Below are 14548 nucleotides of genomic sequence, written 5' to 3'. Positions count from 1 at the left end.
TGCTTGGCGACCATAGCGTTATGGACCCACCTGATCCCTTGCCGAACTCAGTAGTGAAACGTAATAGCGCCGATGGTAGTGTGGGGTCTCCCCATGTGAGAGTAGGACATCGCCAGGCTTCAAATTTTAGAATTTGCACTTGCAGATTCATAACAGCTTTGTGTGCTGGTATGGCTCAGTTGGTAGAGCGCACCCTTGGTAAGGGTGAGGTCCCCAGTTCGACTCTGGGTACTAGCACCATTTATTTTTTTAGCAACCATAGCACAGCGGTACCACCTGATCCCATGCCGAACTCAGAAGTGAAACGTTGTAGCGCCGATGGTAGTGTGGGGTCTCCCCATGTGAGAGTAGGACATTGCTAAATACCTCTTTAAAACCCAGTCTTCGGCTGGGTTTTTTCATTTCTGACGTATCAATATTCCTCGTTATTCTTCATCTCTTTATTACAATTACGCGATAGTCTCGGTTGAGATGGTTTAATTTTACTTGCACCATTATTGTTTTTTCTATAGTTTTAACTGGATATCTAGACGGCTAAAGCTATTTTGGGGTAAGGAGAAAACCAAAGTGCCAATTAAAATACCGGATCGTTTACCTGCTACAGATATTTTGAGAAGTGAGAATATCTTTGTGATGACGGAAGCTCGTGCTGCTAGTCAGGGAATTCGACCGCTTAAAGTTTTATTACTAAATTTAATGCCCAAGAAGATTGAGACTGAAACTCAGTTTTTGCGGTTGTTATCGAATAGTCCATTACAGGTTGATGTGGAACTATTACGAATCGATAACCGACCAACAAAAAATACTCCTCAAGAACATTTAGATACTTTCTATCGTCAATTCGAAATGGTTAAAGATCGTAATTTTGATGGCTTGATTGTAACTGGAGCACCATTAGGTTTAGTGCAATTTGAAGATGTACTGTATTGGGAAGAAATTCAGTTAATCATGAATTGGGCTAAGGATCATGTAACTTCTACATTATTTGTTTGTTGGGCGGCGCAAGCTGGCTTAAAGCTGTTATATGATTTGCCTAAGCGTACACGTAAAGAAAAGCTTTCTGGTGTCTATCATCATCGCATACATGACTGTCATCACCCTATTCTACGTGGTTTTGATGATACCTTCTTTGCTCCTCATTCTCGTTATGCTGATTTTTCTGCTGACTATCTTGGCAAACATACTGATTTAGATATATTGGCAACATCAGATAAGGCTGGGGTCTATTTGGCTGCAACCAAAGATAAACGCAATGTGTTTGTCACTGGTCATCCTGAGTATGATGTCGATACGTTACACAATGAATTTGTGCGTGATCGTGAACAAGGGATGGAGCCTGCGATACCTGTTAATTATTATCCAAATGATGATATTAATTGTGATCCTGTTGCAAGTTGGCGCAGTCATGGTCATTTATTGTTTAGTAACTGGCTTAATTACTGTGTCTATCAACAGACGCCTTATGACTTGGAGCATTTCTCAGAAGCGAGTTTTACTAAAGATAATTAATAAAAAGGCCTGCTTATTGGCAGGCCTTTTTATTATTGATGGTTAAGGGAAAAATTAATGTTTATTCTGGTTTTCCCACAACTTGGCTTTTTCAATTAATGAGGTAATGGTCGAGCCTTGAATTAAGATTGAGAACACCACAACTGAGTAAGTCATTACCAGTATAATTTCTCTGACATCAATGTCTTTTTCTGGAATAACCATTACCCCTGCCGGTACGGCCATTGCCATGGCAAGTGCAAGCCCACCGCGCAAGCCACCCCAAGTAAGGATTTTAACTGACATTGGATTGTATTGACGATAATGGCTAAAGCCAAGATAAGGTAATTTCACGCTTAAGTAGCGGCTTAGTAATACTAGTGGAATTGCAATTGCCATTAGAATCCAGTCTTCTTGGTGAAAACTGAACTCAAGCATGGTCATACCAATGAGCAAGAATAATAGGCCGTTAAGGAATTCATCGACGAGTTCCCAGAAGTGATCAAGATGCTCCTCACTTTCTTTTGAGAAACCGATATAACGAGTCCAGTTACCGATCATAATACCTGAAACTACCATCGCTAATGGGCCTGAAACGTGAATGATTTCAGCAAAAGCATAACCTGCAGTTGGAATACCAATGGTAAGTAGAAGTTCCATCGAGTGATCATCGGTTGAGCAGATGAGGTAATGGAAAATTAGACCAAGAATAAAGCCATACACAATACCGCCAATCGCTTCTTGTAAGAATAATTGGCTTACGCTGACAACCGTTGGGCTTTGATCACCAAAGGCAATGGTAAATAGAGTGACAAAAATAACTAAACCAAAGCCATCATTAAATAATGACTCACCTTCTATTTGGGTTGAGATTCGGCGCGGCGCATTCATTTTTTTAACAATAGCGAGTACTGCAATTGGATCTGTCGGTGAGATCAGTGAGCCAAAAAGTAAGCAGTAAATAAGATCAAGTTGGATCCCAAGTAACTGACAAATACCCCATAAGCTAAAGCCAATAAAAAAGGTTGAAAACAGGGTTGAGCCTAATGCTAGAGTAGTGATTTCCCATTTTTGCTCTTTGAGGTGAGGTAATTTTATACCAAGTCCACCTGCAAAGAGCAAAAATCCTAAAATCCCTTTTAGCAAAAAGTTTTCAAAGTTGATTTTTCCCATTTGGGTTGAGGCAATATCTTCGAGATGAAACCAACCATTATGACCTGCAAAAATAATCAGTAACGATAAGATGAGTGAGCCAGCCGTAATGGCAATGGTCGTTTGCATCTTACCTATCTTACTGTTTATAAAAGCTATAAGCATTGCTGCTGCAGCTAGGAAGCAGAGGGTGTTGTAAACCGACATACCAAACCTCTAGATTAAATTATTGATTAGATTTAATTATTTGTGATAGTAAAACCATCAGTTAGTAATGGCTACCGTTAATTAACTTATTTTGCCATTCTACCTGTTTAGACGTCTAGATTCCTATTTGAATTGTGATAGGATGTTATCAGGCTGTAATGGATTATAAGGATATAATGTAGTGTTAAAAAGCAAGGATGTACTGCATAAGCGACTCGAACAGCAAATTTTGATCATTGATGGCGGCATGGGCACTATGATCCAAGGCTATAAACTTGATGAGCAAGATTATCGAGGTCAACGCTTTAGTGATTGGCATACAGATCTTAAAGGTAATAACGATCTATTAGTTTTAACCCAGCCACAATTAATTAAAGATATTCATCTTGAGTACTTAGAAGCTGGCGCTGATATTTTAGAAACCAATACCTTTAACGCGACTACCATTGCAATGGCTGACTATGATATGGAAAGCCTCAGTGCCGAAATTAATTTTGCAGCCGCAACGCTTGCCCGTGAAGCAGCAGATGAATGGACTGCACAAACACCAGATAAGCCGCGTTTTGTGGCTGGGGTATTAGGCCCGACTAACCGCACCTGTTCTATCTCCCCTGATGTTAATGATCCTGGGTTCCGTAATGTCACCTTTGATCAATTAGTGATCGCTTATAGCGAGTCAACGCATGCGTTAATTAAAGGTGGGGTCGATATTATTTTGATCGAGACCATTTTTGATACCCTTAATGCTAAAGCCTGTGCTTTTGCGGTAACAGGTGTATTTGAAGAGCTGGGTTATGAGCTCCCGGTGATGATTTCAGGAACGATCACTGATGCCTCTGGCCGCACTCTTTCAGGCCAAACTACCGAAGCTTTTTATAATTCATTACGCCATGTAAAGCCGATATCTTTTGGCTTAAATTGTGCACTTGGACCGGATGAACTACGCCAGTATGTGGCTGAGTTATCTCGGATTTCTGAGTGTGCGGTTTCGGCGCACCCGAATGCTGGTTTACCTAATGCGTTTGGTGAGTATGATCTTGAAGCCGAGGAAATGGCTGAACATATTAAAGAGTGGGCTCAGCAAGGCTTTTTAAATTTGGTCGGTGGATGTTGTGGTACTACCCCTGAACATATTCGACAAATGTATCAAGCCACCAAGAATATTAAACCTCGCCTGTTACCTGAAATTAAAATTGCGTGTCGATTATCGGGATTAGAACCGCTGATTATTGAGGCTGATAGCTTATTTGTTAATGTTGGTGAGCGTACCAATGTCACCGGTTCAGTACGTTTTAAACGTTTAATTAAAGACGAGCTGTATGATGAGGCGTTAGAGGTTGCTCGTCAGCAAGTTGAAGCCGGTGCACAAATTATTGATATCAACATGGATGAAGGCATGTTAGATGCTAAAGCGGCAATGGTGCGTTTTCTTAATTTGTGTGCAACGGAGCCTGAGATCGCGAAAGTACCGATCATGGTTGATTCTTCAAAATGGGAAATTATTGAAGCTGGACTTAAATGTGTTCAGGGTAAGCCAATTGTTAACTCAATTTCACTCAAAGAAGGCAAAGAGAATTTTATTGCTCAAGCCAAGCTGTTACGTCGTTATGGTGCTGCTGTGATTGTGATGGCATTTGATGAAGTTGGTCAGGCTGATACACGTGAGCGTAAAATTGAAATTTGTACCAATGCTTATCATATTTTGGTCGATGAAGTAGGTTTTCCCGCAGAAGATATTATTTTCGATCCTAATATTTTTGCTGTCGCGACCGGTATCGAAGAACATAATAATTATGCGGTCGATTTTATTGAAGCCGTTGCTGATATTAAACGTACTTTACCTCATGCGATGGTTTCTGGCGGGGTATCTAATGTATCGTTTTCATTTCGAGGTAATAACCCTGTTCGAGAAGCGATCCATGCGGTGTTTTTATATTACTGTTTTAAAAATGGCATGGATATGGGGATCGTTAATGCGGGCCAGTTAGCGATTTATGATGATCTATCTGATGAATTACGCAATGCGGTTGAAGATGTGGTGCTTAATCGGCGTGATGACAGTACTGATCGACTGCTCGATATTGCTGCCAACTATCGTGATAGTGGTGCCGTTGAAGAAGATCGTAGTCAGCAAGAATGGCGTAGTTGGTCAGTTGAAAAACGGTTAGAGCATGCTCTGGTCAAAGGTATTACTGAGTTTATTATTGAAGATACTGAACAAGCTCGTGTCAATGCCACTAAGCCGTTAGACGTTATTGAAGGGCCTTTAATGGCTGGTATGAATGTGGTGGGTGATCTGTTTGGTGAAGGTAAGATGTTTTTACCACAAGTGGTTAAATCAGCGCGAGTCATGAAGCAGGCTGTTGCCCATTTAGAGCCGTATATTAATGCTGAAAAACAAGTCGGATACACCAACGGTAAGATTCTATTAGCCACCGTAAAAGGTGATGTGCACGATATTGGTAAAAATATTGTCGGGGTCGTGCTTCAATGTAATAACTATGAAATCATTGACTTAGGTGTAATGGTCTCATGCGATCAAATTTTGCAGGTCGCGCAAGAACAGAATGTCGATATTATTGGTTTGAGTGGTTTGATTACACCGTCATTGGATGAAATGGTGCATGTAGCGAAAGAAATGCAGCGGCGCGGATTTGATATTCCGTTATTAATCGGTGGTGCCACTACTTCAAAAGCGCATACCGCAGTCAAGATTGAACAAAACTATCAACAGCCAGTGGTATATGTATCTAATGCATCGCGTGCTGTCGGTGTATGTTCAGCGCTGTTATCCGAACAACAAAAACCAGCATTTGTAGAGCGATTAACCGCTGAATATGATGTTGTACGTGAACAACATGCGCGTAAAAAACCACGAACAGCACCGATCACACTCGAGCAAGCACGAGAAAATGCTGTTGCACTTGATTGGGTTAACTACACGCCGCCAGCGCCGAAACAAACTGGGGTACATACTTTTACTGATTTTCCTATTGCTGAGTTACGTAAATATATCGATTGGACGCCCTTTTTTATGACTTGGTCATTAAGTGGTAAATATCCAACTATTTTACGTCATGAGGTGGTAGGGGTTGAAGCGACTAAGTTATTTGAAGACGCCAATAAAATTCTTGATGATATTGAACGGACAGGAATGATTAAAGCCAATGGCGTCTGTGGGTTATTCCCTGCAAATAATATTGGCGATGATGTTGAGGTTTACACTGATGAAACCCGTACTGAAGTGTTAACAGTATTGCATGGATTACGCCAACAAACCAAGAAGCCGAAAGGGCCAAATTATTGTTTGTCAGATTATATTGCCCCTAAAGAAAGTGGCAAAGCCGACTGGATTGGTGCTTTTGCTGTAACGGGTGGTATTGGTGAGTATGAAATTGCTGCTCAGTTTAAAGCGCAAGGTGACGATTATAATGCAATCATGATTCAAGCAGTGGCAGATCGATTAGCAGAAGCATTTGCTGAATGTATGCATCAAATCGTGCGAAAGGAGATTTGGGGTTATGCTGCGGATGAAGATCTAGCAAATGATGATTTGATCCGTGAAAAGTATCAAGGTATTCGTCCAGCTCCTGGCTATGCCGCTTGTCCTGAGCACACGGAAAAAGGTGCTATATGGCAGTTATTGGATGCTGAAGCTAACACAGGCATGGTGCTAACTGAGAGTTATGCGATGTGGCCGGGGGCGGCGGTATCGGGTTGGTATTTTTCGCATCCTGATGCACGCTATTTTGCGGTGGCGCAGATCCAACATGATCAGTTAGCCAGTTATGCCGATCGTAAGGGGTGGAATATGATCGAGGCTGAGAAGTGGCTCGGGCCTAATTTATAATGATATTCTTCGGCTAAAAATAAATAAGGCGCAAAGTTTGCGCCTTTTTTATTTCTGGTAGTGGCTATTATTCTAAGAGTTGTTGATGGAGCGTGCTCACCACCGATTTTGCATCAGCCTCATCAACCAAGAAGCATAAATTGTGCGGGCTAGCGCCATAACAAATTAGCCGTAAATTATAAGCATCGAGTGCGCCAAAAATATGTTTAGCTGAGCCTTTACTATTGCTCATACGATTACCAATTAATGCGACTAGCGATAATCCTTGTTCGATGTCAACACGACATAATTGATTGAGCTGTTCTACTGCAGCGAGTGGTAGTGTTGGTGCTCCGCCGCCAGTGTCGGTTTGATCAAGTGTTAATGATACGCTGACTTCTGAGGTAGTAATTAAATCGACGGATATTTTATGCTCAGCCAGAATGCGGAAGACTTCTGCTAGAAAGCCATAAGCATGAAACATATTAAGGCTAGTTAGGGTCACCATGGTTTGATTACCACGCAGTGCCAATGCTCTAAATAACGGCGCTTGGTCAACTGTTTTTCGAATCCAAGTCCCGCCTTGCTGGGGAGCTTTTGATGAGCCGACAAATACTGGGATCTGTTGCCTTACCGCTGGTACCAGTGTCGATGGATGGAGTATTTTAGCGCCAAAGTTTGCCATTTCAGAAGCTTCACTAAAACTGATTTCTTTAATCGGCTTAGCGGCGGTGGTAATACGTGGATCAGTGGTGTACATCCCCGGTACATCGGTCCAGATTTCTAAGGTAGTAGCATCCGTCGCTTCTGCAATTAATGCCGCGCTGTAATCACTGCCACCTCGACCAAGCGTGGTGGTATTGCCTTGGCTATCACTACCAATAAAACCTTGTGAGACCACTACATGGGTAGCTAAGAGTGGCATTAAATGTTGCTGAGCTAATTGACGAATAATCTCTGGTTGTGGAATCGCTTTGCCAAATTGAGCATCAGTTCGCATCACAGTACGAATATCAAATCGAATCGCGGCAGCATTCATTTCAACTAAAATTTGGTTAAACAGATGGGTCGATAATAATTCGCCGTGACTGACCAGTTGATCGGTTAGTTGTGGTGACGGTTTCGTTGCGGCTTGGGTTGCGGCAGAAGCAATATCATCGAGTAATGCATAAATAGCATCGCGAACAGTATTTGGGTGTTGCAGTTGATCAAGGATTTGTTGATGAATATTGGTTAATTGCTGTAAATGCTGCTGGCGTAAGGTGGTATCACTAATACCATTGGCTAATGCAACTAACAAGTTAGTCACTCCCGAACAGGCACTAATTAATACTATTTTAGTGTGTGGGTTAGTGATAACGATGTCAGCACTGCGACACATTGCTGCGTAATCGGCAACACTAGTACCGCCAAATTTAGCGACAATTAACTGGTTTATAGCTGCTGGAGTAATGCTCATTACGGTGTTCTCCCTTTATCGTAAATGCTGCAAGGTAGGTTATTTACTTCGGAAGAATTCCCGACGTCCATTGTCGAGGAGGTAATAGGCAGTAACGCTGGTAGCGGCTACCCAGAAGCTCCCCATCATCGTCAACCTGACTTAGATGACAGCCTGAAAGATTCAACTTTCATAGCCGATATAACGTGCCCCAAACACGTTATATCTCGGCGTTACTCCCCCTCTCAATATGGTTTAAGGATTGGGACCTACAATATTGATACCTGGGTAACGCACCTCTTCTGTAGTGAATAAACACTGTTATCATTGAATAGGAAGTTCGCCTTGGTTGTCAATTGTTAAATGATAATTTCTCGATAGTTAACAAAAAGTATGTGTTGCGAACCGGGTTTGGGGTTATTACTTGCGGCTTTGGTATTGCTCTAATATCCTGTAATAACCACTAACGTGACACACCTTATTGATAATAATCATGATTTAATGGAGTTGAATCTATGCCTATCACTAGCTTTATGCCTCCCCAAAGAACCCTTATGGGGCCTGGTCCTTCTGATATTTATCCGCAGGTTTTGCAAGCGTTGAGCCGACCGACAATTGGTCATCTAGATCCGTTATTTATTAAAATGATGGATGAGCTCAAGCAGTTGTTGCAATACGCTTTTCAAACAAACAATGCGTTTACGATTGCAGTATCTGCTCCAGGTAGTGCGGGTATGGAAGCGTGTTTTGTTAACTTAGTTGAGGTAGGTGATAAGGTATTAGTTTGCCGTAATGGCGTGTTTGGCGATCGAATGCGTGAAAATGTAGAACGCTGCGGTGGCGTCGCGGTTATGGTTGATAATGCATGGGGTGAACCTGTATCACCCGCTTTGGTTGAACAAGCATTACAGGCCGATCCTGAGATTAAAATTGTTGCATTTGTACATGCTGAAACCTCAACCGGGGCATTATCTGATGCGAAACTATTGGCTGAAATTGCGCGTCGTTATGACTGCATAACCATTGTTGATGCGGTGACCTCATTAGGTGGGGTGCCATTGCTGGTGGATGAGTGGCAATTGGATGCTGTCTATTCTGGCAGTCAAAAATGTTTATCGTGTGTACCTGGGTTATCACCGTTAACGTTTTCTGAAAAAGCATTAGCTAAAATTCAGCAGCGCCAAACACCAGTGCAAAGTTGGTTTTTGGATCAAAGTTTAGTACTTGGCTATTGGAGTGGCGAAGGTAAACGCAGCTATCATCATACCGCGCCTGTGAATAGTTTATATGCGTTACATGAAGCGTTAGTACTATTGCGAAATGAGGGGCTCGAGCAAGCTTGGCAGCGACATCAACGTGTTCATTTAGAATTAAAAACAGGACTTGAAGCTTTAGGAATTAAATTTGTAGTCGCAGAAGCCTATCGACTACCACAGCTTAATGCGGTTTATATTCCTGATGGCGTTGTTGATGCAGTAGTAAGATCAACTTTATTAGAACGTTATAACCTTGAGATTGGTGCAGGGTTGGGAACATTAGCAGGTAAAGCATGGCGGATTGGGTTAATGGGTTATGCTGCTCGTAGTGAAAATGTTGCTTTGTGTCTTAAAGCGCTTGAAAGTACGTTGAAATAACTCGATGGAGCCATCAATGGCAATCGTGATCGCCATTGATGGTTAAACAGTGATTATTTTGTTGACGAAGTTGCTGCTGTAGTGGTGCTAGGTAGGCTGATCCCCGGAAATAATTGTTGTGCTTCGGTAGCAACTTGCTCAGCTTGTGCTGTTTTACCTTGATTGTAATAGGCTAAGACTAAGTTCTGATATAACGCCGGTCGTGGCCATGTTTGGGCTTTTTGGTTAGCCCAGCGAACATAGTCAGCAACCAGTTGTGGCTTATCCGTCGCGATACCAAGTTGTAATTGGGTGAGATGTAAATCCCACTCAAAGCGGTGTTGCCATGCCCATGGATTATTTACTTTGACTAAATAATTGATATCAACGGGGCGGGTGGTTTCAAACTTAGTCAGTAACCAACCTGAATATAAAGTAGTGATCATAAAACTAGTGATCATTACGGGTAATGCGATCGCGCTGACTTTAAGTGCGAGTACATACTGAGTTTGATAGCGATGATACTTGGCGGTGAGATTATCAACCCAAAAGATCAAAATAATAAAGACGATCCAATGGGCGAGCGAATGATAAAACGGGTATTCAAGTTGAGTATGTAACACGATAGGAAAAAATAATCCGACTAACGCTAATTGAGTACCATTCGGGGCTTTTTTGATGCTAACCAGTACCGCTAATGCTGCCAGTATTAAACCCAGTAACGGGATGATGCCGCCTTCAGCTGCCCAATACAGTAATTCATTATGAGGATGATCTAAACTTGCTACACCGGCTGGATATTGTTGCGGATCCTGATGATGCCATAATGCAGTTTGAGTGATATATGCGGCTTCAAATTTACCATAGCCATAACCCGTTAGTGGCTTGGAGGTAAACATTTCATAAGCTTGCGGCATCATAATTGAGCGTTGGCTGTCTAATGTGATACGCGCTTGATGAGAAAAAGAACTGTCGGTTGTGCTGCTAACTTGCCACGCTAATGCGAGTCCTAACAGTAGCATTAATCCCCACATACGTTGTTGATACTTAGCAGCAAATCGATATAGATAAGGTAGCATCAGTAATGAGCCGATAGTTGCACCTAACCAGCCTGTGCGCGAATTAAGTACCACCAGTAACGGAATTGTTAGTACTGGTACTGCCAGCAAGATCATATGTTGCCAGACCCATTTACCACGATAACGCGGCAGACGGGCTAATAAATAGGCGGCAATAACCAGTCCGGTGGCTAAGAAACTCGCCATTACGTTTGGTTGTTGGAAAATACCATAGGGACGGTTAGCGATAATGTCATAACCAAAACGATTATTAGCCGTAAGCCATAAAAATTGGTACCAGCCAAACACGGCTTCGATTAAGACAGCAATAGTGATAAACCATAATAATCGTTGCCGTTGACTATGGGTAAAAACAAATTGTTGTAAGCTGGTGAAAAATAAAAATCCTGCCCAGAGAGTTAGCAAGCGGTTTGAAGCTGCGAAGCCATCAGCATTGGGGTAAAACACCGGTAATGTCAGTAGCACGCAACAGCTAAATAAAAGCAGTGTCATACGAGAATAACGCCAGACTTTTTGACGACATATTTCTAATAGACCACAGCTAATAGCGACGCTAAATGGAATCCATGCTGCTGCATTAAATGACAGCTCAAGCCCTGAGCCGCCGGGGTTATGCTGAAAATAATGCATAGCAACGATAAATAATAAGCCCACACTGGCTAAGAAAAAACGTACTAAAGGTAAAGGCTTAGAAATCCGTTTCTGTTCTAATTTCGTACCTTGAAGTTGTAACACTGTCATGGTGAGTCCTGAGTGAAAAAGCAAACAGGCTGACTGATGTCAACCTGCTTGTAGGGCCTAATTACGTTTTACAATTAGATGTTAAGCAGTGGTTTAAGAAACCTTGCCGTGTGCGAACCAGCAACCAGCGCTACTTGTTCAGGAGTACCTGTAGCGATAATTTCACCACCACCGTTTCCTCCCTCAGGGCCAAGGTCGATTACCCAATCCGCCGTTTTAACCACATCCAGATTATGTTCGATCACTACAATAGTATTGCCACGATCTCGTAGCTTATGTAATACAGTTAACAATTGCTGAATATCGTGAAAGTGTAAGCCAGTGGTGGGCTCATCTAAAATATATAAGGTTTTACCAGTATCACGTTTAGATAATTCTTTCGCGAGTTTAACCCGTTGTGCTTCACCGCCAGATAAGGTTGTTGCTGCTTGGCCGAGGCGAATATACGATAAGCCGACATCAATTAATGTTTTTAATTTTCGCGCAATTGCTGGAACCGGTTCAAAAAATTGATGCGCATCTTCAACCGTTAGTTGTAAAACTTCATCAATGCTTTTGCCTTTGTAGCGTACTTCTAAGGTTTCACGGTTATAGCGCTTACCCTTACAGGCATCACACGGTACATAAACATCGGGTAAAAAGTGCATTTCTACTTTAATTACCCCATCACCTTGGCAAGCCTCACAACGGCCACCACGGACATTAAAGCTAAACCGACCTGGTTTATAGCCTCGAGAACGAGATTCTTGAGTACCAGCAAATAATTCACGAATGGGAGTGAAAATACCCGTGTAGGTAGCAGGATTTGAACGTGGTGTACGACCAATTGGGCTTTGATCAATATCGATCACTTTATCAAAATGTTCTAAATCTTGAATTTCTTTGTAAGGGGCTGGCGTGCCTGTGGTCGCGCCATTGAGTCGCTGGTGGGCGATTCTAAAGAAGGTATCATTGATCAAGGTTGATTTACCTGATCCAGAAACACCAGTAATACAGGTCAGTAATCCGACTGGAATTTCGACATTAACATCTTTAAGGTTGTTGCCACTGGCACCCAGTAGTTTGACCGTTTTAGTGGCATCAAATGGTACTCGTTGTGCTGGAATAGCAATTGATTTTTTCCCACTAAGATATTGACCTGTTAAAGATTTCTTTGATTTTAGAATGTCTTTGAGGCTACCTTCGGCAATAATCTCCCCCCCATGTACGCCAGCACCTGGACCGATATCTATCACATAATCAGCGGCGCGAATAGCGTCTTCATCATGCTCAACCACAATCACGGTATTACCGAGATCACGGAGATGGATCAGCGTTTTGAGTAAGCGTTCATTATCCCGTTGATGGAGGCCAATGGATGGTTCATCAAGTACATACATCACCCCCATTAAACCTGCACCAATTTGGCTTGCCAAACGAATACGCTGAGCTTCACCGCCTGAAAGAGTGTCGGCACTGCGAGATAGGCTGAGATAATTGAGGCCAACATTGATTAAGAAACTTAAACGTTCATTAATTTCTTTTAAAATTTTGGCAGCGATTTGAGCCCGTTGACCAGTTAATGCCAACTCATCAAAGAAAGTAAATGCTTCATTGATACTCATATCACAGATATGGGGTAGGTTAGTTTCACCGATAAATACGTGACGTGCTTCTTGGCGTAAACGTGAACCGTGGCAGCTAGAACAAGGTTTGGTCGAGACAAATTTAGCCAGTTCTTCACGGACAGAATTAGATTCTGTTTCGTGATAACGGCGTTCCATATTATTTAAAATACCTTCAAACGGATGTCGTCTAACGGTAATGTCACCGCGATCATTAATATATTTAAATTCAATATCAGCGCTACCAGAACCCGAGAGGATCAAAGTTTGGATTTTCTTTGGTAGGGTATTAAAAGGTGCCTCAACATCAAATTTAAAATGTTCAGCTAATGATTTGAGCATTTGAAAGTAGTAAAAATTACGTTTATCCCAACCGCGAATTGCGCCGCCAGCTAAACTGAGTTCACCATTTTGTACCACTCGTTCTGGGTCAAAATACTGTTGAACGCCTAAACCATCACAGGTGCCACACGCTCCGGCAGGGTTATTGAATGAGAACAGTCGCGGCTCAAGTTCTTGCATGCTATAACCACAATGTGGACAGGCAAAGTTAGCTGAAAATACTTGTTCGCTCGCTTCACCGGCTGTCATTGGAGCGATTATCACCGTGCCGCCTGAAAGCTCTAATGCAGTTTCAAAAGATTCAGCTAAGCGTAATTGCAGATCATCACGGACTTTAAACCGATCAACCACGACTTCAATGGTGTGTTTTTTATGAAGTTCTAATGTCGGTGGATCTGATAGATCACACACTTCACCATCGATGCGGGCGCGAATATAACCTTGAGCTGAGAGGTTGGCGAGGGTTTTTAGGTGTTCGCCTTTACGTTCTTTGATGATAGGTGCAAGTAACATTAGCTTACTGCCTTCATCCATCGCGAGCACTTGATCAACCATTTGGCTAACCGTTTGAGCGGCAAGAGTGACGTTATGGGTTGGACAGCGAGGTTCACCTACGCGCGCATAGAGCAAGCGTAAATAGTCATAAATTTCAGTAATGGTGCCGACAGTAGATCGGGGGTTATGTGACGTTGATTTTTGTTCAATTGAAATGGCAGGTGATAAGCCTTCAATATGATCAACATCGGGCTTTTCCATTAACGATAGAAATTGACGAGCATAAGCCGATAGTGATTCGACATAGCGGCGTTGACCTTCAGCATATAAAGTATCAAATGCTAACGATGATTTTCCCGAACCAGATAAGCCCGTGATAACAACGAGCTTGTCGCGAGGAATGGAAATATTAATGTTTTTGAGATTATGGGTGCGTGCGCCCTGTACTTCGATGTAATCCATACCAATCACTATTCTTTTGCTAGATTGTAAGCGAGTAGTATTTCATAGCCGCTTTTAATGAGCAAAAGATACTGAATAAAAACACAGTAGCTCAAATA

At 42.2% G+C, this 14548-nt stretch carries 7 protein-coding genes, 1 tRNA gene, 2 rRNA genes and 1 riboswitch; of the genes, 6 read left to right on the top strand and 4 right to left on the bottom strand.

What is annotated here, in order from left to right:
• The first annotated feature begins 2 nt into the window (after positions 1–2).
• The 4 genes from rrf (C0W29_RS09630) to metA all read left to right on the top strand — a co-directional run bounded on the left by rrf (C0W29_RS09630) (position 3) and on the right by metA (position 1509).
• Positions 3–118, top strand: a 5S ribosomal RNA gene (rrf, locus tag C0W29_RS09630).
• 46 nt (positions 119–164) lie between these two features.
• Positions 165–240, top strand: a tRNA-Thr gene (locus C0W29_RS09625).
• Between the two features lie 8 nt (positions 241–248).
• Positions 249–364 (top strand): 5S ribosomal RNA (gene rrf, locus C0W29_RS09620).
• A 203-nt stretch (positions 365–567) separates the two neighbouring features.
• Positions 568–1509, top strand: coding sequence for a homoserine O-acetyltransferase MetA (gene metA, locus C0W29_RS09615; RefSeq protein WP_045042521.1), 942 nt, complete (start codon positions 568–570; stop codon positions 1507–1509).
• 54 nt (positions 1510–1563) lie between these two features.
• Here metA and C0W29_RS09610 read toward each other — a convergent pair whose 3' ends face one another.
• Positions 1564–2847, bottom strand: a complete 1284-nt coding sequence (locus C0W29_RS09610; protein WP_036793077.1) for a cation:proton antiporter — start codon at positions 2845–2847, stop codon at positions 1564–1566.
• A 181-nt stretch (positions 2848–3028) separates the two neighbouring features.
• Between C0W29_RS09610 and metH the strand changes: the two genes are divergently transcribed.
• The gene (gene metH, locus C0W29_RS09605) at positions 3029–6697 is read left to right on the top strand and encodes a methionine synthase (protein WP_045044963.1); all 3669 of its coding nucleotides are present in this window, start codon (positions 3029–3031) and stop codon (positions 6695–6697) included.
• 67 nt (positions 6698–6764) lie between these two features.
• Here the strand turns inward: metH and lysC are convergent, their stop codons facing one another.
• A complete protein-coding gene (gene lysC / locus C0W29_RS09600; protein WP_045042523.1) occupies positions 6765–8135 on the bottom strand; it encodes a lysine-sensitive aspartokinase 3 in 1371 nt (456 codons plus the stop codon).
• Positions 8136–8242: 107 nt separating this feature from the next.
• Positions 8243–8424: riboswitch (Lysine riboswitch) on the bottom strand.
• Between the two features lie 205 nt (positions 8425–8629).
• Between lysC and C0W29_RS09595 the strand changes: the two genes are divergently transcribed.
• Positions 8630–9748 (top strand): pyridoxal-phosphate-dependent aminotransferase family protein, encoded by a 1119-nt coding sequence (locus tag C0W29_RS09595; protein WP_045042524.1) that lies wholly within the window; start codon positions 8630–8632, stop codon positions 9746–9748.
• 53 nt (positions 9749–9801) lie between these two features.
• Here the strand turns inward: C0W29_RS09595 and C0W29_RS09590 are convergent, their stop codons facing one another.
• Positions 9802–11547 (bottom strand): PglL family O-oligosaccharyltransferase, encoded by a 1746-nt coding sequence (locus C0W29_RS09590; RefSeq protein ID WP_045044962.1) that lies wholly within the window; start codon positions 11545–11547, stop codon positions 9802–9804.
• Between the two features lie 74 nt (positions 11548–11621).
• Positions 11622–14450 carry an excinuclease ABC subunit UvrA gene (gene uvrA / locus C0W29_RS09585; RefSeq protein WP_045042526.1) on the bottom strand — a complete coding sequence of 943 codons (2829 nt, stop codon included), beginning with the start codon at positions 14448–14450 and terminating at the stop codon, positions 11622–11624.
• Between the last annotated feature and the right edge of the window lie 98 nt (positions 14451–14548).

Origin of the sequence: Photobacterium kishitanii (genome assembly GCF_003026355.1) — a bacterium.
In the GTDB taxonomy this organism is placed as follows: Bacteria; Pseudomonadota; Gammaproteobacteria; order Enterobacterales; family Vibrionaceae; genus Photobacterium; species Photobacterium kishitanii.
The sequence above is the reverse complement of the archived record's forward strand: the minus strand, read 5'-3'. Positions and strand labels throughout refer to the sequence as shown.